Source organism: Paraburkholderia sp. 32, from assembly GCF_050435345.1.
Lineage (GTDB): Bacteria > Pseudomonadota > Gammaproteobacteria > Burkholderiales > Burkholderiaceae > Paraburkholderia > Paraburkholderia tuberum.
In genome coordinates this window covers 3,116,593-3,137,907 of sequence record NZ_JBNDKD010000003.1, presented here as the reverse complement: position 1 = coordinate 3,137,907, position 21,315 = coordinate 3,116,593, and the positions used below count along the sequence as shown (strand labels likewise).

Annotated in this window: 18 protein-coding genes; 8 read left to right on the top strand and 10 right to left on the bottom strand. The window is 61.2% G+C overall.

Annotated features, from left to right (window positions below; all coding sequences use genetic code 11):
* Positions 1–93 precede the first annotated feature (93 nt).
* Genes OKW26_RS37310 through OKW26_RS37300 form a run of 3 tightly spaced genes read left to right on the top strand, consistent with a single transcriptional unit; the run spans position 94 to position 4,314 of the window.
* Positions 94–1,065: a glycosyltransferase gene (locus tag OKW26_RS37310; protein ID WP_429356713.1), complete on the top strand. Its 972-nt coding sequence runs from the start codon at positions 94–96 to the stop codon at positions 1,063–1,065.
* Entirely contained in the window at positions 1,062–3,269 is a 2,208-nt protein-coding gene (locus OKW26_RS37305) for a glycosyltransferase (RefSeq protein ID WP_429356712.1), read from the top strand. The genes OKW26_RS37310 and OKW26_RS37305 overlap by 4 nt, the downstream gene beginning before the upstream one ends.
* Complete coding sequence (locus tag OKW26_RS37300; RefSeq protein WP_429356711.1) at positions 3,262–4,314, top strand: hypothetical protein; 1,053 nt, start codon at positions 3,262–3,264, stop codon at positions 4,312–4,314. Before OKW26_RS37305 ends, OKW26_RS37300 begins: the two co-directional genes overlap by 8 nt.
* On the opposite strand, the gene OKW26_RS37295 is transcribed toward OKW26_RS37300, so the two are convergent.
* Positions 4,277–5,353: a hypothetical protein gene (locus tag OKW26_RS37295; RefSeq protein WP_429356710.1), complete on the bottom strand. Its 1,077-nt coding sequence runs from the start codon at positions 5,351–5,353 to the stop codon at positions 4,277–4,279. The two genes, OKW26_RS37300 and OKW26_RS37295, sit on opposite strands and share 38 nt — an antisense overlap.
* On the opposite strand from OKW26_RS37295, the gene OKW26_RS37290 reads away from it, so the two are divergent.
* Both OKW26_RS37290 and OKW26_RS37285 read left to right on the top strand, forming a co-directional pair.
* Positions 5,340–6,509: a glycosyltransferase family 4 protein gene (locus OKW26_RS37290; protein WP_429356709.1), complete on the top strand. Its 1,170-nt coding sequence runs from the start codon at positions 5,340–5,342 to the stop codon at positions 6,507–6,509. The two genes, OKW26_RS37295 and OKW26_RS37290, sit on opposite strands and share 14 nt — an antisense overlap.
* Positions 6,506–7,624 (top strand): glycosyltransferase, encoded by a 1,119-nt coding sequence (locus OKW26_RS37285; RefSeq protein ID WP_429356708.1) that lies wholly within the window; start codon positions 6,506–6,508, stop codon positions 7,622–7,624. Before OKW26_RS37290 ends, OKW26_RS37285 begins: the two co-directional genes overlap by 4 nt.
* A gap of 65 nt (positions 7,625–7,689) precedes the next feature.
* On the opposite strand, the gene OKW26_RS37280 is transcribed toward OKW26_RS37285, so the two are convergent.
* The 4 genes from OKW26_RS37280 to OKW26_RS37265 are packed head-to-tail and all read right to left on the bottom strand — an operon-like array spanning position 7,690 to position 11,309.
* Positions 7,690–8,595 carry a hypothetical protein gene (locus tag OKW26_RS37280; protein ID WP_429356707.1) on the bottom strand — a complete coding sequence of 302 codons (906 nt, stop codon included), beginning with the start codon at positions 8,593–8,595 and terminating at the stop codon, positions 7,690–7,692.
* A complete protein-coding gene (locus OKW26_RS37275) occupies positions 8,592–9,182 on the bottom strand; it encodes a histidine phosphatase family protein (RefSeq protein ID WP_184038546.1) in 591 nt (196 codons plus the stop codon). The genes OKW26_RS37280 and OKW26_RS37275 overlap by 4 nt, the downstream gene beginning before the upstream one ends.
* A 14-nt stretch (positions 9,183–9,196) precedes the next feature.
* Positions 9,197–10,198, bottom strand: coding sequence for a glycosyltransferase (locus tag OKW26_RS37270; RefSeq protein WP_429356706.1), 1,002 nt, complete (start codon positions 10,196–10,198; stop codon positions 9,197–9,199).
* 49 nt (positions 10,199–10,247) lie between these two features.
* On the bottom strand, positions 10,248–11,309 hold the full coding sequence (locus OKW26_RS37265) for a glycosyl transferase family 1 (protein ID WP_429356705.1): 1,062 nt from the start codon (positions 11,307–11,309) through the stop codon (positions 10,248–10,250).
* Positions 11,310–11,750: 441 nt separating this feature from the next.
* On the opposite strand from OKW26_RS37265, the gene OKW26_RS37260 reads away from it, so the two are divergent.
* The 3 genes from OKW26_RS37260 (at position 11,751) to OKW26_RS37250 (ending at position 15,025) form a co-directional block, all read left to right on the top strand.
* On the top strand, positions 11,751–12,707 hold the full coding sequence (locus tag OKW26_RS37260; RefSeq protein WP_187615941.1) for a class I SAM-dependent methyltransferase: 957 nt from the start codon (positions 11,751–11,753) through the stop codon (positions 12,705–12,707).
* Positions 12,708–12,749: 42 nt separating this feature from the next.
* Entirely contained in the window at positions 12,750–13,823 is a 1,074-nt protein-coding gene (locus OKW26_RS37255; protein WP_429356704.1) for a zinc-dependent alcohol dehydrogenase, read from the top strand.
* A gap of 77 nt (positions 13,824–13,900) precedes the next feature.
* Entirely contained in the window at positions 13,901–15,025 is a 1,125-nt protein-coding gene (locus tag OKW26_RS37250; protein WP_429356703.1) for a methyltransferase domain-containing protein, read from the top strand.
* Between the two features lie 431 nt (positions 15,026–15,456).
* Here OKW26_RS37250 and OKW26_RS37245 read toward each other — a convergent pair whose 3' ends face one another.
* The 5 genes from OKW26_RS37245 to OKW26_RS37225 all read right to left on the bottom strand — a co-directional run bounded on the left by OKW26_RS37245 (position 15,457) and on the right by OKW26_RS37225 (position 21,010).
* Complete coding sequence (locus OKW26_RS37245; protein ID WP_429356702.1) at positions 15,457–16,929, bottom strand: hypothetical protein; 1,473 nt, start codon at positions 16,927–16,929, stop codon at positions 15,457–15,459.
* Between the two features lie 68 nt (positions 16,930–16,997).
* Positions 16,998–17,396, bottom strand: a complete 399-nt coding sequence (locus OKW26_RS37240; RefSeq protein ID WP_429356701.1) for a GtrA family protein — start codon at positions 17,394–17,396, stop codon at positions 16,998–17,000.
* Positions 17,397–17,529: 133 nt separating this feature from the next.
* Positions 17,530–18,270, bottom strand: coding sequence for an SDR family oxidoreductase (locus OKW26_RS37235; protein WP_429356700.1), 741 nt, complete (start codon positions 18,268–18,270; stop codon positions 17,530–17,532).
* Positions 18,267–19,583 (bottom strand): FAD-binding oxidoreductase, encoded by a 1,317-nt coding sequence (locus OKW26_RS37230; RefSeq protein ID WP_429356699.1) that lies wholly within the window; start codon positions 19,581–19,583, stop codon positions 18,267–18,269. Before OKW26_RS37230 ends, OKW26_RS37235 begins: the two co-directional genes overlap by 4 nt.
* A gap of 2 nt (positions 19,584–19,585) precedes the next feature.
* Entirely contained in the window at positions 19,586–21,010 is a 1,425-nt protein-coding gene (locus tag OKW26_RS37225) for a UbiA family prenyltransferase (protein WP_429356698.1), read from the bottom strand.
* Between the last annotated feature and the right edge of the window lie 305 nt (positions 21,011–21,315).

The window sequence follows — 21,315 nt, the reverse complement described above, 5'->3', positions numbered from 1 at the left end:
GTCTCGCCGCCATGTTCGCGCGTTACGCGCAGCGGCGTGCCGCGACGTGCTGGTCTGAAGAAAAGAACTGTTTGAGCGACTAGAGTCCCACCTATGAAAGTGCTGTTCGCCACCTACCCGATGGCTTTCCATACCCCCGGCGGCGGAGAAATCCAATTGCTTGCGTATCACAAGCATCTGCCCGCGCATGGCGTCGACGTTACGCTGTTCGATCCGTGGAAGCCGCGTTTTCTAGAACACGACGTGGTGCATTTCTTCTCGTGCGTCGGTGGCTCGGTGCACTTCTGCAACTTCGTCAAGCAACTCGGCTTGCCGCTCGTCGTGTCGTCGAGTCTGTGGGTGACGGAGGAAACCAGGCATCTCTATCCGATCGGCGAGATCCACCATCAGTTCTCTCTCGCGGACCGCGTGGTCGCGAACTCCGAGATCGAATGCGACACGCTCGCTCGCATCTTCGATCTGCCGCGCGAGAAGTTCGCGAGCGTGTTGAACGGCGTCGAACAGAGCTTTTACGAGCCGGTCGCGGCGGAGCCGTTTCGCCGTGAATCCGGCATCGAGGGCCGCTTCATCCTGAACGTCGGCAACATCGAGCCGCGCAAGAACCAGCTCGCGCTGATCCGGGCGATGAAGTCGTTCCCCGACCTGAAGCTTGTCCTGATCGGCCATCAGCGCGATCCCGAGTATGCGAAGGCATGCTTCGACGAGGGTGGCGCGCAGGTCGTCTACGCCGGCACGCTGCCCCACGATTCGCCGCTGCTGCGCTCCGCCTACGCGGCCTGCGAAGCGTTCGTGCTGCCGAGCACGCTCGAAACGCCGGGGCTCGCCGCGCTCGAAGCGCATGCCGCCGGCGCCCGCATCGCGGTGACAAAAGTTGGCTCTACCCAGGAATATTTCGCGCAGCACGTTGCCTACCTGGATCCGTTCGACGTCGACAGCATCACCGGGTCGATTCGCGCGGCGCTCGCGCAACCGCGCGGCGCTGCCGCTGCTCCGACGCGCGATTTAAGCTGGCAGGCCGTCCTGTCGCCCTTGAAAGACCTCTACGATTCCCTGCTGACGAAATGACAAAACCCGTGACGAACCTCGTGAAGAACCTCATGAAGAACTTCGAACTTCGTCCCTTGAATAACGTCGAGGCGTCCTCGAATTCCGGGTTCGCCTGGAACGCGACGAACGGCGATCCGCAGTTCGAGCTGACGGGATGGGAAGAGCTGTCGGGTCGCGCCGCGCGTATTTCGTTCGAGCTCGCGAAAGAAGACATGCCGGCCTCGCCGTGCATGATCTATTTCGACGCGGGCGCGGGCATGTCGGAGCACGCGACGATCGGCCTCGTGGTCGACGCTGACGGCAAGGTGGATCAGGTCGTCGCGTTTCCGCCGCTCGTCGGTCCGTTGCGCCTCGATCCGATCGCGCGCGCGGGACTGTTTTCGATCACCGGCTTCAACGTCGAACTGGTGGCCGACGCCGACTGCCCGACGGAACTGCTCGAACGCGCGCGCCGGATGGCGTCGTGGGGCGGCGGCGCTCAGCCCGCGCCGGCGCCAACCGTGGGTCACACGTATCAGGAATGGATCGAGCGGCACGAGCCGCCCGCGTCGCATTACCCGGAACTGCGCGCTCGCTCGAAGGCGTGGGCGCTGCAACCGCTGATCAGCATCGTGATGCCGACCTACAACACGCCGGCCAGGTGGCTGCGCATGGCGATCGATTCGGTCGTCGACCAGGTCTACGAGAATTGGGAATTGTGCATCGCCGACGACTGCTCGACGAACCCCGAGGTCAAGCAGGTGCTCGACAGCTACGCCGCCAAAGATCCGCGCGTCAAGGTCGCGTACCGCACGACGAACGGCCACATCAGCAGCTCCAGCAACACGGCGCTCGAGCTTGCCGTCGGCGAATTCGTCGGCCTGCTCGACCACGACGACGAATTGCATCCGCTCGCGCTCTACTGCGTCGCCGAGCTGATCAACGCGCATCCGGACGCGACGGTGATCTACAGCGACGAAGACAAGATCTCGATCGACGGGGTCCGCTCGGACCCGTACTTCAAATGCGACTTCAACTACGATCTGTTCCTGAGCCAGAACATGATCTCGCATTTCGGCGTCTACAAGACTTCGGTCATGAAGGAGGTCGGCGGCTTCAGAACCGGCTTCGAAGGCTCGCAGGACTACGACCTCGCGCTGCGCGTGATCGATCGCGCGGGTCATCACACGGTGTATCACGTGCCGCGCGCGCTGTACCACTGGCGCATGATCCCCGAGAGCACGGCGGCCGGCCATGAAGCCAAGCCGTACGCGCATATCGCGGCGATGCGCGCGCTCGACGAACACCTCGCGCGCAACGGCATCAACGCCCACACCGAGCACGCGCCGGGCACGGACGCCTTCAACAAGGTCGTGTACGACTTGCCCGAGGTGCTGCCGTCGGTGGAGATCATCATTCCGACGCGCGATTCCGCCGGACTCGTCGAGCAATGCGTGGAATCGGTGCGGCAGAAATCGAGCTACCCGAACTTCCGCATCACGATCATCGACAACGGCTCGCTCAAGCAGGAAACGCACGACCTGTTCGCGCGCCTGCAAGAGGACGAGCGCATCAAGGTCGTGCGCGACGATTCGCCGTTCAACTACTCGGCGCTGAACAACCGCGTCGCGCTCGCGAGCACGGCGGACTTCGTCTGTCTGATGAACAACGACATCGAAGTGATCAACGCCGACTGGCTCGAGGAAATGGTGTCGGTCGCGCTGCAGGCGAATGTCGGCGCGGTCGGCGCGAAACTGCTGTATCCGGACGACACGATCCAGCATGGCGGCGTGGTGCTCGGCGTCGGCGGTATCGCGAGCCATGCGCACAAGCATTTCCCCAATTCGCACCCCGGCTACTTCGCGCGCGCACGCCTGCGCAACGTGATGTGCGCGGTGACCGCCGCGTGCCTGCTGATCCGCCAGTCGATCTACGAGGAAGTCGGCGGCCTCGACGAACAGTTACACGTCGCTTACAACGACATCGATTTTTGCCTGCGTGTGCGGCAAGCGGGCTACCGCAATGTGTGGACGCCCTACGCGGAGCTTTATCATCACGAATCGGCAACCCGCGGCGCCGAAGACACACCGGAAAAAATCAGCCGCTTCAACCAGGAATCTGAGTTGGTCAGACAGCGCTGGGAGCATCTGTTGATGAACGATCCCTGCTATTCACCCAATCTGACACTGACTGCCGACGATTTTTCCTTTGCTTGGCCTTCAAGGATTGCAAATCTTGATTAATCTGGGACCCAAAAAAAACAAGACCGGATGGCTGGCGGAGTACCGCCATCCATCGCCGGGGGAACTGTTCTGCCTGCCGAGCGCGATCTACTTTCTGATGAAGTTCAGAGCCGATCTCGCGCGCTTCAATTCCAAAGTGCTGGATGACCGCGTCACGCTGTATTTCTGGTGGGAAATGTCGGCGCGCGAAACGTATCCGGACTTCAACTGGGTGCTGCGACAGGAAGACCTCGAATATTTGCGTCAGCTCGACAACGACACGCTGATCGAGCGGCATCCGGACGCCGTCACGTACTGGCTCGGCTCGACCAAACCGAGCGTGCTCGATGCGAAGCATCTGAGCGAGACGCTGCACGAGCCCGTCACCGTGCTCGAAGAAGCCGGCCTGCAATTGCCGAAGCTGATGACGACGGTCGTGCGCAATCGCGGCGATCTGTCCCAGGCATTCAACCTGAACACGCTGACCGGCTATCTGAACTGCCTCGACTGGTGGGAGCAGTACGGTCAGGTCACCTGCCCGCGCGTGACGTGGCGTCCGCCGATCGCGTGGCCCGGGCTGCTGGAACCGATCGACGCGCCCGACTCCAGCGCGATGCCGTTTCCCGCGCTTCCTCGCGCTGATCACGACCGAGCGGCCCGATCTGCGCAGCGCGTTCAATCTGAACAGCTTCACCTCGCGGCTCAACGCGCTCAGCTGGTGGGAAGACCACGGCCAGCGCGAGTATCCGCGCATCAAGTGGTCGCAACCGCCGATCGGCGGCTTCATGCTCGAACCCGAAGCGTCGCCCGCGGACGGTGGCCCTTACGTGCCGCGCTTCCTGTGCGAGATCTACAAGGACCGGCCGGACCTGCAGGCGACCTTCACGCTGCAGTCCTTCCGCGGACGGCTCAGCTGTCTGTCGTGGTGGATCGAACACGGCCAGCATCAGTACCACGCGATCAAATGGGTGCCGCCCACGCCCTCCGCCGTGATGTTCGAGCCCGAATTTGGCTCGCACGCCGACTGGCTACCGGTGCCGCGCTTCCTGCGGATGCTGCACGGTGAGCGCCGGGACCTGCAGGAGCTCTGCTCGCTCGACAGCTTCACCGGGCGCCTGAAGTGCCTGTCGTGGTGGATCGAGCACGGGCAGCACCAGTATCCGGCGATTCACTGGGGCATCCCGCCGTTGCCCGACACCCTGTTCAGGATGGAAGCCGGCGAGCAAGGCGCGCTGCCGCTGCTGCCGCGCTTTCTGCCGCTGATCTGGAACGAGCGGCCCGACCTGCAGGCGTCGTTCAACCTGAGCAGCTTCCGCGAGCGGCTCGCGTTCATTTCGTGGTGGGAAAAGCACGGGCACAGCGAGTACTACGCGATCGAATGGTCGCCGACGCATCTCGCCGAAGAACGCGAGGGCGAATGGGTGCCGCCCACCACACCCGCATTGATCTTCGAGCCCGAATGGGGCACGCACGCCGACTGGCTGCCGGTGCCGCGCTTCCTGCGGCTGTTGCATGACGAGCGCCAGGATCTGCAGGAGCTCTGCTCGCTCGACACCTTCACCGGGCGTCTGAAGTGCCTGTCGTGGTGGATCGAACACGGGCAGCACCAGTATCCGGCGCTTCACTGGGTCATCCCGCCGTTGCCCGACAGCCTGTTCGGCGCGCAAGCCGGAGAGCAAGGCGCGCTGCCGCTGCTGCCGCGCTTTCTGCTGCTGATCTGGAACGAGCGGCCCGACCTGCAGGCATCGTTCAACCTGAACAGCTTCAGCGAACGGCTCGGCTTCATCTCGTGGTGGGACAAGCACGGGCACGACGAGTACTACGCGATCAAATGGACGCCGACTCATCTGGCCGAAGAGCTCGCGAGAATCGACGACGAGCAGCCGGCGGACGACACCTTGCTGCCGCGCTTCCTGACGATGATCGCGAATGACCGCCCGGATCTGCGCGAAGTGTACGACCTGAACACCGCGGATGGCCGCGACCAGCTCGTGCGCTGGTGGAACGAATGGGCGTCGACCGAATATCCGCTGGTCGGCTCGCTGAAGGTGCGCTGGACCGACAGCGCCGACAGTGCCGACGAAGAAGCCGATGACGACGCGCACGAGCCCGCGCGCTATCACGCGGCGCGTCGAAGGCATCGGCTACGACTTCGGCGTCAACATCATCGGCTTCCCGCAAGGCGTGCTCGGCCTCGGCGAAGACGCGCGCATGGCCGCCCGCGTACTGCAACTGTCGTCGACGCCGGTCACGCTGCTCAATGCGCCGATGGCGGGACCCGCGCGCCTCGAACACTCGGTCGATCATCTGATCAGCGACGAGCTCAAGTACAACATCAGCCTGATCTGCCTGCCGGCGCCCGAAATGGTGCGGCTCGCGCTGGAAGGCGGCCGCAGCCTGATCGACGCGCCCACGCACAAGATCGGCGCATGGCCGTGGGAACTGCCCCACTGGCCGAACGCGTTCGGCAACGTGCATCAGATGGTCGACGAAATCTGGGCGCAGAGCCGCTTCGTGCAGAGCGTCTACAGCCGGCTCGGCAACACGCCGGTCTACCAGATGCCGATGGCGGTCGAGGTCCCCGCGCCGCTCGCGCCGAAGCGCGAGCGCTTTGGCCTGCCGGCCAACGAGTTCCTGTTCTACCTGATGTTCGACGGCAACTCGTGGCTGAGCCGCAAGAATCCGCTCGCCGGCGTGCAGGCGTTCAAGCAGGCGTTCGGCGAGAGCTCGCCGGGCGTCGGGCTCGTCATCAAGGCGATGAACGTGCGCGACGACGACCCGGTGTGGCGCGCCGTGCTCGACCTTGTCGCGGGCGATAGCCGCATTCACATCGTGTCCGAGCGCCTGAGCCGCCAGGACTCGACCGACTTCATGGCCTGCTGCGACGCCTATATTTCGCTGCACCGTAGCGAAGGCTTCGGCCGCGTGATCGCGGAGGCGATGGCGTTGGGGCAGCCGGTCGTGGTCACGAACTTCTCGGGCAACGTCGACTTTTGCGAACCCGACACCGCGTTCCTCGTGGATGGCGAACTCGTGCCGCTGCGCCCCGGCGACTACCTGTTCGCCGAAGGTCAGTACTGGTGCGATCCGGAGGTATCGATCGCGGCGGAACAGCTCAAACGCATGATCGACGATGCGCCACTCCGTGAGCGCATCGCACTGGCGGGGAAGGCGCGCATCGAGCGCGACTACTCAGTTGAGGCAGTCGCACGCGCGTATGCGCGACGGTTGAACGACATTGCGGAGGCGAAGACGATATGACGCTGCGGGTATGTGCTCCGGACATTTTCTCGGGCGATGCGGTGGGTAACCACTGCATCGGTTTCGTACGCATGGCTGAACGTCTCGGCATGAGGGCCGAGCTGTATGCAAGCGGTTTCGAGGAGGGAACGAATGGAGTGCGCCCGCTTGACGCATTATTCGAAGAGGTCACTCGCGACGATGTGGTTCTGCTGAGTTATTCGATCTACGATCCGTACCTCGAGCGGATACTCGCGCTCGATTGCAGGAAGATCTGCTACATCCACGGCGTGACGGACCCGCAGTTGCTGCGCGCGCTCGAACCGCGCACCGCACAGTTGTGCGAGAAGGCACTCGCGCAACTGCCGCTGCTCGCGCACTTCGACACCGTCGTCGCGAATTCGCGCAGCACGGCGGCGAGCCTTGCCGGCATCGTCGCGGCGGACGCCATCAAGGTCGTGCCGCCGATCTTTCCCGACATGTACGTGTTCCGGCGCGAAGGACCGCGCAAGGGCCGCAAGCGCCCTGAGCCGAACCTGCTGATGGTGGGCCGGGTGGTGCCGCATAAACGCATCGAGGACGGCATCGAGATTCTGTCGCTGCTGAAGCAGCGTGATTTCGGCGCGACGCTGAGCATCGTCGGCAGCACGCCGAACTACGATTACCTGAAATTTCTGATCAATCACGCGCGGCGTCTCGGCGTGCTCGAGCAGGTCGACTTCAAGGGCATGCTCGACGACGCCGATCTGTTCGAGTGCTACGAATCCACCCACGCGTTGCTCGCGACGAGCCGCCACGAGGGCTTCTGCGTGCCGGTGCTCGAAGCGATGCATTACGGCAAGCCCGTATTCGTGCGTGGCGGCACGGCCGCTCAGGAGATTTGTCCGCCCGACTGCGTGTTCGACGCCCATGCCGAACTCGCCGCCTGGATACCCGTGATCACGCAGCGCCTCGGCCAGACCCACGGCCGCTGTCCGATCGACACGGCCTTCGTCAAACACGCCGACGGTGTGCTGCAACGTGCCAGCGACGAGGTATGGCGCAACATCTTCATCGGCGCCGGGGTCGGCATGGCGGCCGCGTCGACGCATGCGCGCGCGGGTACGGCGGCCGTTTCGCTGAAAAGAGATAGATAATCAGCGCCGCCGCTCACCAACGCATCCCGGCTCCCATCGGCGCGATCCGACCCGATCGCGCCGCCTCACCCGTTCGCTGGCGGCTTGCCGGTCCTGTCGAAATCGATCGGTTGCCCCGTATGCGGGTGCGGTGTGAACGAGAAATGCGCGCGCACGTACTTCTGCGATAGCGTGCACAGCAAGTCCATCAATGCAATCTGCTCGGGCGGAAAGACCGGCGCGCGATCCGCCGCGTCGATCGGTTTTTGCATGTAGCGCACGATGTCTTTTTCGAAATCGCTGACGCAATAGTCCAGCACCTGATCGCCTTCGATCGGATAGGCCGCCACCTTCAGTTCGGGATGCAGCGACAGATACGTGCTGAACAGACGCTCGGCGACGAATGGCAGGAACGGTGCGTCGTCCGAGTGGATCGTGGGCTCCAGCACCCCGCGCGCGGCCTCGGTGCCGCTCTGCGTTTCGAGGAACGTGGCAATCGGCTCAAGCACCTTGCCGACGTAGCTTTCCCAGAACGACTGCGAACCGACCCAGAAATTGCAATAGCACAGCGTGTGCGGCGACTGACGGGGCGCCTCACGCAGATTCCACGCGATGCCGCAGGCGTCGAGCAGTTGCTGGCTGCGCTCGACGAGTCCCGGATGCGCATGCTCGCCCTGCATCCACGCGGTGTACGAGAAATACGCGAGTTGCGGAAACGGATTGATCATCCAGACGTCGGCGTCGGCATTGGCCTGCACGAACTCCAGAAACCGGCTGCCGTCCATGCGCGCCTTCAGCGCGAACTTCGGCGAAAAAAGACCGGTGATCTGCTGCTGCCGATGCATGCCCTTGCGGTACATGTCGACGAGAATATAAAACTCGCGCCACGCGGCGTGCGCGTTATCGCGCAGTTCGAGCGGATGAAAAGCCTGTTCGGACAGGACCTGTCCCGGCGCGTAAAGTGGCTCGAAGATCTTGATCGATGCACTCATGACAGCCCTGCGATCTGCAGATAATAGTTTCCGGTATGCACGTTGCGCCGGAACAGCGTGAGCGATGCATTCGGCACCAGCACGTTGGGAAAGCGGGACAACGGCACGTTCAGCAGGTATTGCGAGATCACCGAGATCGGTCCCGCGTGACACACGGCGGCGATCAGGCCAGGCTGCTCAGCGTGCCGCAGCACCTCCTCCTCGAGCCAGTTCACCGAACGCGCGGCCAGTTCGAGATGCGACTCGCCGCCCTCGTAACGGTCCGACAGATGTTTGCCCCAGTCGGGAAACGCCAGACGAAAATCTTCGGCCTTCCAGGTCGCGAACCGCCCCGCATTGGTTTCGCCGAGACGGGCGTCGACGGTCCAGTCGCTGTTGTCCTTGAACAGCACTTCAGTGGTCTGCAACGCGCGCCGCCAAGGGCTCGAAAAAACGCGGTCGGGCGCGAAACCGTGACTTTCCATCAGCGTGCGTAGCTTCGCGGCCTGCTGCAGGCCATGCTCGGTCAACTCGTCCTGCTCGGTCGAGTTCAACAGGCCAGCCACGTTGGCGTGCGATTGGCCGTGGCGAATCAGAAGAAGATCCATAGGTGTTAGCTGCTTTAAGGCTTGGGGTCGGGCAAGGCCTTCAGGAACATCGACGAAATGCGTCGCACGCTGAAACGGTCGAACACGTCGGCGTAGGCATTGCGGCGGATCGACTGGCGAAGCTGCGGGTCGCCCAGCATGTCCTCCAGCGCTCGTGCCCAGCTCTCGGCCGTGTTCGACGCAATGTATCCCGTCTCACGATGTCTGACGTTCCCGCGGTAGGTCGGGCAATCCGAATAGATGCTCGGGATGCCGAGGCTGCCGTAGTCCGCGTATTTGATCGGCGACTTGCACGAGTTGAAAAACAGCGTCTCCGGATCCTCTTCGGCGCCGAGCGGCACGATCGCGAACGTGTAGCCTTCGTCGCGAATGGTCTTCTTGTATTCGAGGTTGCCGCGGCTGCCGCGATGCGTCATGCGGGCAATCGTGTTGAGCTCCGGAAACGGATCGCCCCAGAAGTCGATCGACACGTTTTCGTGGCGCGCGAGAAAACTGCGCAAGGTGCCGAAAAACTCCTTGCGAAAGCTCACGAGCTTGATGCCGTCGAGATTGGAGAAGATGATCTTCGGCGGCTGGGTTTCGGTCCACAGTTCCGGCGACAGGTCGAACGCCTGATCGTCGAAACCGTTCGGGATGATCAGCACGTCGTCCGAGCGCCGCACTTTGCGCATGCGCTCCTGCAACAGCGAGTTCGACGCCGTGGCCGCGCTCGCTTCGCGAATCATCGCGAGCACGTTGTAGAGCACGTCCTCGTTCATTTCGAGCACGCTCCACGACGGCAGATCGAGCAGCCAGTCGTCGAGATCGTAAATCGTATGAAGACCGAGTTCGTTGGCCATCCGCATGATCTTCAGCGACAGATTCGACACGTGCTTGTTGAACAGCACGACGTCGAAGCGATGCAGATGGCTGACGCCAACGTCCGCCTCCGAGATCTGCTCCCACTCGATCAACCGATGGCGCTGCATGTACGAAAGCAAAGGCGCGAAGCGCGCGCCGATGGTGCGCGAATTCATTCGCCCATCGGTCATGGAGCGCCGCTGAACGACGAGCAGTCGGGGAATCTTAGTAATTTGTGAGGCCGGCATCGATCAGGTGTCTGATTAGGTCTGCTGCTACCGTGCTCGACGAGTGCCGTGCATAGACGCGTTCGTAGTTACTTTCAATCTTTTCGTCCCTGTCCGGGTCGGTCAGGGCAGCCTGAATGGCGGGAACGATGTCCGGCGCGCGGGTGGAAGCCGCGTACCAGACATTGTCGTCGAAGTGCTCGCGCTGCCAATCCCCATCAACCATGACGAGCGGCTGCTTCACGAACGCGCCTTCGAGGCACGAGCGCCCGGGCGGATCGAGGCTCGGCTCCGCCACTACCATCGCGCTGGCGAGCGCGGAGCGCAACAGCGCGCTGCAGGGCTGGATGAACGGCAGGAAATGAATGCCGCGACGCGCTTCGCGAACGCACTGCCGGTAATACTCCTCGTCCCTGAAACCGCCGACCATCAGGCCGTTCATGTCGAGCTGGTTCAGTGCGCGGATCAGTTCGAGCTGATTCTTGATCGGCTCGATCAAGCCGAGGCACAGCACGTAGTCCGAGACGTCGCAGACCGTGGGGAGCAAATCCTTGTCGGCCGGCAGCAGGAACCGGTCGGATATGCCGGAGCCCACCACCACGCATTTACCTGGATCGACCGGGATGTACCTGTTGAAGTGCGCGAGTTCGGCGGAGGACTTGAACAGTAGCCGCTCGGCACGCTGCACGAACGCCTCGATGCGGCTGATTTCCGCCGGGTCGGGCGCGCTCAACCACCAGACGTTCGGCCACAGGAACAGCTTCTTGCCCTGATTCACCGTTTCGCGAACGATCGCTTCGCCGTCCGCATGGACGGAAAAGTGCATCACCGCGTCGTAAAAGCGTAGCGGCCGGCTGCGAATGCCGTAAATGTCGGCCTGTACGTCCGAATCGTTGAGAAGTTCGGCGACCTGCACGAGTTCCGACTCACCACCACCGCTCGTCATGAACGCGGTACTGTGAGTGGTCAGGAGAATTTTAAAATGCATATTGCGGGCTCCGTCCCGAATCGTCCCGAATCGTGGGCGCTGCTGCCGTCCGCCGGACGGTGCGGAATTCACGCGTTCGCGCGACCTGTGAAACAGGCGCGGACTATTATCGGCAGGGGCTCGATTTTACGCCAAATCGTAACGCAGACGATCGCCCACGAGCGACGCGCAGAGCACCTGCTGCATGCTTTCGTCGGCTTACGTGGCTTACGAAACGATGACCGCCCCGCCTTCTTCTGCCGCGCACTCGCGACTCACGCGCGGTATCCACGGAAAACGGACGGCACATGACACTTGGCGTCGCGGCTGTGCCGATTGCTACGACGAATAATTTGTAAGTAACGGTAAATGCGGGCTCATGTCGGAACATCAGGAAATGTTGGACGTGCAGAATACTGGGGGTACGATAGACTGCCCGGCCGGGAGGGCCGGCTCACCAGCCAGTCGGCATATCGGTATGAATTCGCTGTTCTGTCATGGCTTTTCGCAAATTCTTTCAAGCGGAGAAACAAGATGTCGGCATCGCCCGAGCTTCTCGATTCACTTGCCGCGCAGCATCCCGAGATTGCAGAACTGATCGCTGAACGGGACAAGTATCGCGACGCGCTTCAGGTCAATATTCCGCACTTTTCGAATCTCGGCGACGTGCCTCCAGGCCACTACTATTCGCCGATCCCGTCGATCCCCGACATCAAACAGGACGAAGCACGGCTGTTCGGCAACGTCTCGCGCACGCTGCCCGGCATCGAGTTCAACGAAGAGGCGCAGGTGCGGCTCGTCGGCGAGTTCGCCGACAAGTACTACGGCGAAATGCCGTTCGAGCCGCACAAGAAAGACGGCCTGCGCTTCTACTTCGAGAACGTGATGTTCTCGTATGGCGACGCGACGTCGCTGTACTGCATGATTCGCCACCTGCGGCCGCGCCGCATCGTCGAGATCGGCTCGGGTTTTTCGTCCGCCGTTTCGCTCGATACCAACGACCTGTTCTTCGACGGCCAGATCCAGTGCACCTTCGTCGAACCGAACAATGAACGCTTGCTGTCGTTGCTGACCGAGAAAGACAAGGTCACCTCGAAGATCGTCAAGTCGCTCGCGCAGGACGTCGACCTGTCCGTATTCGCGGAGCTCGAAGCGAACGACATACTGTTCGTCGATTCGTCGCACGTGAGCAAGATCGGCAGCGACGTGAACCGCATCGTCTTCGAGATACTGCCGATCCTCGCGCCCGGCGTGCACATACACTTTCACGACGTGTTCCTGCCCCTCGAATACCCGCCGCAGTGGATCTACGAAGGCCGCGCGTGGAACGAAGCCTATCTGCTGCGCGCCTTCCTCCAGTACAACAGCGCGTTCGAAGTTGTCCTGATGAATACGTTCATGGGACACTTCCATGCGGACCTGATGAACGCGCGGATGCCGCTCTTCATGCGCAATCCCGGCGCGAGCTTCTGGATTCGAAAGACACGTTAGGCGCCGCGGCGCAAACGTCTCACATTTTGCGGAGATTGATAGATGACTTCGACGAACGCGCTCGAGCATCGCACCGAAGGCGCGTCCATGCGAGCCGGCTTGCAAGACGGGGTGCGCGCGATGAAGGTCGGCCGCATCCCGGTACCTGAGTTGCTACCCGGCACCGTGATCGTCAAGGTGGCGAGCGTCGGTATCTGCGGCAGCGATCTGCACGCTTACCGGAACGTCGACGTTCATCAAAGCTTTCCGAACGGCCACGAACTGAGCGGCACCGCGGTCGAGATCGGCGAGGGCGTGACGAGCGTGCGCGTCGGCCAGCGCGTGACGATCGACATGGTGATGGGCACCGCGTGCGGCAAATGCGAGTATTGCAAGCTCGGCACGCCGATTCACTGCCGCGCGCGCGAATTTCCGTTCGGCGGCGGCTTTGCCGAATACGTGCGCACCAAGGACTCGGGCGTGTTCCCGCTGCCCGATGCCGTCGACGATCAGCTCGGCGCCATCGTCGAGCCGGTGGCGGTCGGCATCCACGGGTGCCGCAAGATGCCGATTGCGCGCGGCTCGGTCGGCGTCGTGATCGGCGCCGGCACGATCGGCCTCGCGGCACTCGCCGCGGCGCTGGACGCTGGCAGTGAAAATGTCTACGTGGTCGCAAGACACGCGGCTCAGGCGCGCGCGGCGCTGGCGATGGGCGCCACTGCGATCCTGCCGGCCGATCGCGCCGAAGCGCTCGCCATGGTCGAACAGGCAACCGGCGGATTGGGCGCGCACTACGCGATCGAAGCGGTCGGCGGAACGGCCGACACGTTCGACTTCGCCTGTCAGTTCGTGCGCCCGCTCGGCCACGTGTGCGTGCTCGGTGCCTTCGATCACGGCTTCAGGAACATCGAAATCATCAAACCGCACATCAAGGAACTGACGATTCATCTGCCGAACTGCTACGGCTATATCGACGGTCAGTACGACTTCGCGCTCGCGATCGATCTGCTGGCGCGCAAGGGCGATACGTTGCGCGCCATGATCACGCACGATCTGAGCCTCGACGACGTCGACGAGGCCTTCCGTCTGGCCAGCGACAAAAGTTCGGACTCCATCAAGGTGCAGATGCATACCTGATGGCATAGGCGGTCTCGCGCAATGCGGTGAACATCGGTCATCCCTGGAAGCTGTGCCGTCCAATACGAGGAGGCAACATGGCGAAGGAAGACAATGCTCCAAGCATCGATGAAATTCGAGATAAGCGGCGTTGCCGTCTACTTCGAGGACTGAACATCAAAGAAAGCGTTGGCGTCGAGATAGGCCCGCTGTGCTGGCCTCTAGTGCGACGCAGCGACGGCGGCGAGATTATCTACGTCGATCATACGGACACGCCTCACCTGCGTCAGAAGTACAAGGACGATCCTCATGTGAAGGTTGATGAAATCGTCGATGTCAACGCGATCTGGGGGCGCAATACGCTGCACGAAGCGATCAACGGCCGCTATGTGGATTACGTCGTGGCATCCCATGTTGTCGAACACGTGCCTGATCTGGTGACCTGGCTAAGAGAACTGGCCACGGTCCTCAAACCGACGGGCGAAGTGCGTCTCGTCGTTCCGGATAGACGCTTCACTTTCGATTACCTCCGCCGTGAAAGCCGCCTGCCAGAGGTTCTGGCTAGCTATGTGGCGCGGGCGCGCATACCCCAGTCCTATTCACTACTGGATCACTGCCTGTCCGCCGCGGATGTCTCTGCCGTTGAGGCTTGGGAAAAGCGGCTCGACCCGAATCTGGTCAAGCGGCATCACACACCGCACGGCGCGCTGCATCTCGCTCGCGACGCACATGAAAACGGCAATTATCACGACGTCCATTGCTGGGTTTTCACGCCGCGCTCGTTCTCGAAACTGCTCGCTGATCTTTGCGAGATGGAACTGCTCGATTTTGCGTGTGAGAATTTTTGCGACACGCAGCGCAATGACATCGAGTTTTCCGTCGTATTGAGACGTTCGCGCGATCGCGATTATATTGCGGAGAGTTGGCGGCGAGTGGAGCACGCCGCGAGCGGCATGGCACCGGGCGTGCCATTCTGGCGTACCCATCGCAAGCTCGAGGAATTGCGCAACCGGCAGGACGTGAACCAGCGCCCACCGCGCATATCCGGAGAACGCAGCGAGCTCGACCCCGACGAACCGCTCGGGCTGCCGCCGAATTTCGATCCTCGCGAATATCTCGCCGTCAACCCGGACGTCGCCGCGGCGGCCGTTGATCCGGGCGCGCATTACCAGCATTTTGGGTGGAAAGAGGGGCGCCCGCTGCGCCCGCCATTGCGCATCTAGGCTGCCTCGGCTCTGACGGCCGTTGCGATGAGGTAACGGTCCCGACGGCTATCACTCGCCGCGAACCAGGACTTTTACGGACTATTTGGAATCTGCACCGTCCAGTTCGGCGCAACCTTAAGGGTGTAGCCCGTGTCGTTTGGCGTAATGCTCCATATAGGCCATTCAGATGCGGGAAATCGCGTGCAGAACGATGAGCGTCGGAAGCAGTATCCATTGAATATTCGTCACGTTTAGCAGGGTCTCGCCCGTCCTGCGGAACCAGTAAAGGCGCGAGCGCAAGAAGTGCGGTGATGGGACGCGAGAAGGAATGTTAAAACAGACGAGTCAGAAATTTACGGCCGACTCGGACCCTCGAGTCGGCCGTTTTCAGTCGGAATAATGGTCTTACCCTAGGAGGGGTGACTTCGCAGCGAGCGCTGCAGCGCTTATCAGGTACGCGGCCCTTTCGCACACGTTCGGATCCGCTGCTGCGTGCCCACGGCGTCACTGCGCTTTAGCAGGCGATACCCCTCGAAATTAAATACTTCCACAGGGGCATAGGCCCCGCTCGCGAGCAGGCAATCTGCACTAGCCTCGAAACTCCAGAGCGGCTGATGTACGAGGATGTAATCTGGGGTGTATTTCGTGAGCCAGGAGTAAAGGTCCTTATGAGCAATATAGTCCGCGTTATAGCGATTTGTCAGACCGAGAATGTCGATGATGTACCGGTCAGAGTACCAACCCACGGTCCCGATTTCGACGCTTGCCACCACCGCATTGCCCGGCGTGTTTGCCTTTATCCATTCGCCGATATTCTTATACACGTCCATCGAGCCGCGCTGGATATTGGATATGCCAAAGCTGTGATAAACGAACCCGCTCGTAGCAAGGAAGAACGCAAGAAACAGCGTAAGAACAACAGCACTCTCTCGGGAACGCTCGTATGTGAAGCTGAGCACCTTCCATGCGCCAACGCCAACGAACAACAAGCCAAAGAAGAAGAACGGCGCGTAGTACCAGTGGTAATTCGGAATATGCAGAAATACATAAAACGAACCCAGCAATACCAGGTAGAGAATGGCGAGCAAGACGATCCTTTGGCGTAGGCTCGTCAGCACGCCAACGAGACCGACCGGCAGCATGAATGCAAGCAGCCGGAGATCTCCCCCGAAGAAAGCGCCCTTCATATACTGCACGTGAAGAAAAATCAGGCCCTCGCCCCACAGCCCCGACTTGCCTTGTCCGAGCTTCGCATTACCGGTAGCTGGAAGAAACGCGCCATAGTAGTAGTAGTTAAATGCGAAATTGGCCGCAAGCAAAATAACCGGCGCAACGAAATACTTAACATGAGGCACCTTTCTGTTCCTGACGAAGAAATCGACGACCAGAACCAAGCCAAGGAACACGCCTTCACTGCGTGTGATGAACAGCAGGCCCAGAACCAGACCGAGGCCGAAGAATTGCTCTCTGCGGTAGAGTATCAACGCGAGAGCGGAGAGGAATAGAAACAGCGACGTCTCCATCCCAAAGGTGTCGTAAAAATAGTTGAAGGAAACAATGATCAGTGCGCACAGCGTCTGTTCGTATTTCCCGCTTGCCAACAGATGTGCTCCCGTGATTGCAGCCGCGCATAGGAACACGAACGACAGAAAGATCGTCGTATATTGCAAATTTCTCGTCAGGACGTTGGCCAAGATCAACAAGTAGGAGTACAACGGCGACGTCAAACCGTTGAAGCGATCGCCTGCATTGTAGGTCAGGCCGTGTCCGTCAAACAGATTGCGCAGATATCGCAGATAAATCAGCGCATCATCGAGCTGAAAGTTGCGCGTCTGCCATGCGAGGTAGCCACCCACAGCAATGGTGATCGCCAGTAGAAGCGCGTTCTCCGAAAGATATTGTCTAAGTCGTTGCATGTTCATTGGCCAAAAATTTCTGTTCACGCGAGTTCGACGGTGGTTCAATTTATGAAATCAATGCATTGCCCGAATCAGGCAAAAACGAACTTCTTGTCGAGCCGATATTTGACTATATAACCAATCACGAGGCCAATCACGCCGCCCGTAAAGCGGGCAGGCTCGGAATGATAGATCGCGTCCGCGCCGAATTCGAAGCCCCAGAAAATCGCCGTAGTTGCGAGCCCCATCACCGTGTACAGCAGAAAACTCTGTATGCCGTGCGACAGATCGCGATGCTGGTATCGAAAGATCCAGAGCTTGTCGAGTAAGAACTTCACCACCAGCCCGCCACCCGTTCCGACGACTACGGACAGCGGCACGCTGAACGCTCCCGAATAGGCGATCAGCGAGAGCTTCTGCAGACCGATATTCGCGGCGATCGAAACTGCCGCGAATATCGCGTAAAAAATCACGAGGCGCGACGCGCTCATGGGAGTTGCCGAGGAGTTCACGAAAGGCACACCAGGTCAGGAAGGTCGAACGAACATTCGCCGCGCCATGCGCTCGCTGGGCGGCGACAGTTGCCGTCGAGCACGGCAGACCCGTCGCGATGCATGCAATGCATCACAACGAGAGCCGCTTGAACACGCGGCCAGGAATAGAGCGAATGATCAGCATGATGCCCCACCAGAACCATGGGGTATAAATGACATCCCTACCCTTTTCCACCGCGCGCACGATATCGCCCGCGACCTTGTCCGCGGTAGCAACAAGCGGTCCCGGCAAGGGAAGACCCGCTGTCATTGGCGTCGCGACAAAGCCAGGCTTGATCGTCAGCACATGCGCGCCCGCCTTGAACAGGCGCGCCCTCAGGCCCTCGCAAAACGCGGAGAGCGCTGCTTTTGCACTGCCGTACAGATAGTTCGACTGGCGACCGCGATCGCCGGCCACCGACGAAATGACCGCGATCGTGCCGCGCCGCTGCTGCTCGATCACAGTGGCAAAACGCGTCAGCAACGCGATGATCGATACGGCATTGGTATTGAACTCGCGGACCGCGACGTCGGCATCGTTCTGACAGTCCTGCTGGTCAGGCAGCGTACCCGGCGCCACCAGCACGATATCGAGCGCGCCGAACTCGGCCGAACAACGCTGCATCATGACGGCATGTTCACCGAGCTGATCGATGTCCAACTGCTGACACAGCACGTCCTGCGCACCACGTGCCTTGAGGTCGTCGGCAACCTGCTGGAGGCGCTCCATGTTGCGCGCGACGAGAAAGAACCGCGCGCCCTGTTTAGCCCATTGCCGTGCACAGGCAATGGCGATCGCCGAAGTGGCGCCTACGATAACGATGTTTTTCATACTCGAGTGGTTCGTTCCCAAAAGCGTGACAGCAAAGCCGGATCACGCAGCGCTTCGACCTGTTCCCACTGCGGATAGGCAGCGCGAAAATCGTCGCCCGACATATGCGCGTCCTTGGCGGGATACAAACGGCCGCCGCTCTCGCGCACGATCGCATCCAGCCGGTCGAAAAGCTTGCGATTCGATGCCTCGCGCTGCGGGAAGTCGAGCGCGAGCGAGGTGCCTTCGAGCGGAAAAGACAGCAAGCCCGGCGATTTGATGGCGCCGCAGCGCTTCAGCACGGCAAGTATCGACCCCGTGCCGCTGCGGGCAATCGCGTCGAGAATGGCCCGCGTTGCCTCGCGCGCAACGGCTGCCGGGATCACGCATTGATACTGCTGGAAGCCCGAGCGGCCATAGATGCGATTCCATTCAAGCAGGCTGTCGAGCGGATAGAAGTACGAGTCGTAACTCACCGTCGAGCGAACCGCGTCCGCGCGTTGCCGCCTGTAGTACAACTCGTTGAAGGCGCGCAGGGTCAGGCGGTTGAAAACGGGGATCGGCGCCGTGAACGGCACCGTACGCGTCTTGCGGCGTTCGACGTCGAGCCCCCCCTCGGAGGCGTGATCGCCGACCATGAAAATGCCTCTGCCCAACGCGGCATCGCGGCTCTGACAGTCCACCCACGCCACGCTGTACTCATGCAGTTCGTCGAGCCGTTCGGACAGCGCGAAGAACTCGTCGAGGTTGGCAAAGCGGATACTGGTCACGTCGAGCATGCTCGACCTGATCGGCATCAGCTGGATTTCAGCCCACGCGATCAGCCCCGTCATGCCAAGGCCGCCGATCGTCGCGGTGAAGTACTCGGGGTGGAGGTCCGGCGTACATTCGAACTGCGTGCCGTCGCTTCGCAGCAAGCAGAAACGCCGCACATGCCGGCCAAACGTGCCGCGTACATGGTGATTCTTGCCGTGCACGTCGTTGGCGATCGCGCCGCCCAACGTCGCGTACTTCGTCCCCGGCGTCACGGGCAACATCCATCCACGCGGAATCGCCACGTCGAGAATCTGCTCGAGCGTCATGCCCGGTTCAGCGCGCAATACGCCGTTTTGCCAGTCGGCCAGAATCATCCGGTCCAGCGGCAGCGTCTGGACCACGTGCCCCGACGACGCGAGGCAACTGTCGCCGTAACTGCGCCCATTGCCGAAGGCAAGGGTCGTGCGCTGCGTGCCGCCGACACTTCGCCATACTGCCGCGGCCGTATCACGCCAGGCGATCGGATGGGCCTCTTGCAGCGCGTACGGATAGCGCCCCCAGGACTGGACTTTCGACATGGCTAGATCGCCATCCAGAACACGGCACCGCATAGGGCCATGATCAGCCAGCTGCTCCGGTCTTTTGCCGCGAATATGATCGGGTCGTCATGCATGGAGCCGCGATGCGCGATGATCCACGTGCGGCTCACCCAGTAAAGCAGCAGAGGACAGGCCACCCAGATGTACTGCGGATGCCGATAGAGGCTCGCCGTATTGCCGTCCTGAATATAAAGCGCGAGAACCAGCACGGACAGATAGCCCGAAGCCGCGCCTAGTGACGAAATCAACGGCAGATCGCTCGCGACATAGCCGCGGCCGCGTGACTTCACGAGGCCGCGCTCCTTCAATGCGTGCAGTTCCGCATACCGCTTGACGAGCGCGAGGCTGAGAAAAATGAACATCGAAAACGCGAGCAGCCAGAACGTGAGCCGCGCATCGATCGCGGCGCTTCCGGCGATGATCCGTGTCGTATAGAGCAAGGCCAGCACCACCACGTCCATCATGACTCGCCGCTTCAGATGGAACGAATAGGCCAGCGTGAGTACGTAATATCCAAGCAAAACCAGCGCGAACTGATGAGGCAGGCAGAACCACGCGATCGCGCCGCCCACGACCAGCAGAACGGGACAGAGCGCCGCGCCCCAAACCAGCGGCAACGCGCCCGACGCAAGCGGGCGTTTGCGCTTGGTCGGATGATGCCGGTCGTCCTCGAGATCGAGCAGATCGTTCAGCAGGTAGACGCTCGACGCACAGACACCGAAGGCAAAAAAAGCGAGGAGCGCGGCAATGACCAGCGCAGCGTCCGACAGTTGATGCGCCGCGAGCAGCGGAACGAAAATCAGCAGATTCTTCAGCCACTGATGCAGTCGCAACGACTTCGCCCACGTTCCCGGCCACGCGGAGCGTTGGTCGATGACGCGCTCGACGTTGCCCTGCTTGCGGGCCGCGCGCTCTACGCCGCTCGACGGATTGATCACATAAGCACGCTCGGCCGCGGCCCAGACTGCGACATCGTCGTGCGAATTGCCCGCGTAGTCGAAGCCTTTCTCGCCGAACTCGGCCACGAGCCTGTCGCGCTTGCGATGCGCGGACAGATTGATGTCGCTATGCGTGGCGAAGGTTTTGTCGAATAGCCCGAGATGATCGGCAATCGCCTTCGCGTAGCGTTCATGGCTAGCGGTCGCCAGCACGAGCGACCGCCCGGCGGCCCGTTCTTCCTTCAGCCACTCGATGACCGTGGCGTCGTAGGGCAGGACGGTGACGTCGATATCGGTCGCTTCGGCCAGGCGGGCTTTGAGGCCGGCTTTGCCCCCGCGCAGGAGCCACAGAAGCGGCTCGTAGAACCGATGGGGAGCGGATCGGGTGAAAGCAAATCCGCATTCAATCAGGACGTCCGAGCGAATGAGAGTTCCATCAAGATCGACGACGAGTGGTTTGCTGCTCATTCAGTGAACCGCCGCAGGGCAGAAAAGAGTGTGGAAGGCACATGCGATGCCGTAGAAATTCGTTCTGGCGCGGTAGCGGGTCAAGTCGAACCACGAGGATCAGAATCCGGACCGCGTAAAGCGGCATCACGCTACCATCTCGCGCCCTCCCCTACAACCCGCTTCCAATTTATTTGTCAACTGATTGCCGACTGATTTAACAACCATGAGCCGCAAAATTGTAACGAAGCAGAATAATCAGTGTACCGGGCTCGACCGCGCAGATAATACCAACATCTCGCATATAGGCCGAATTTGCGCAAACA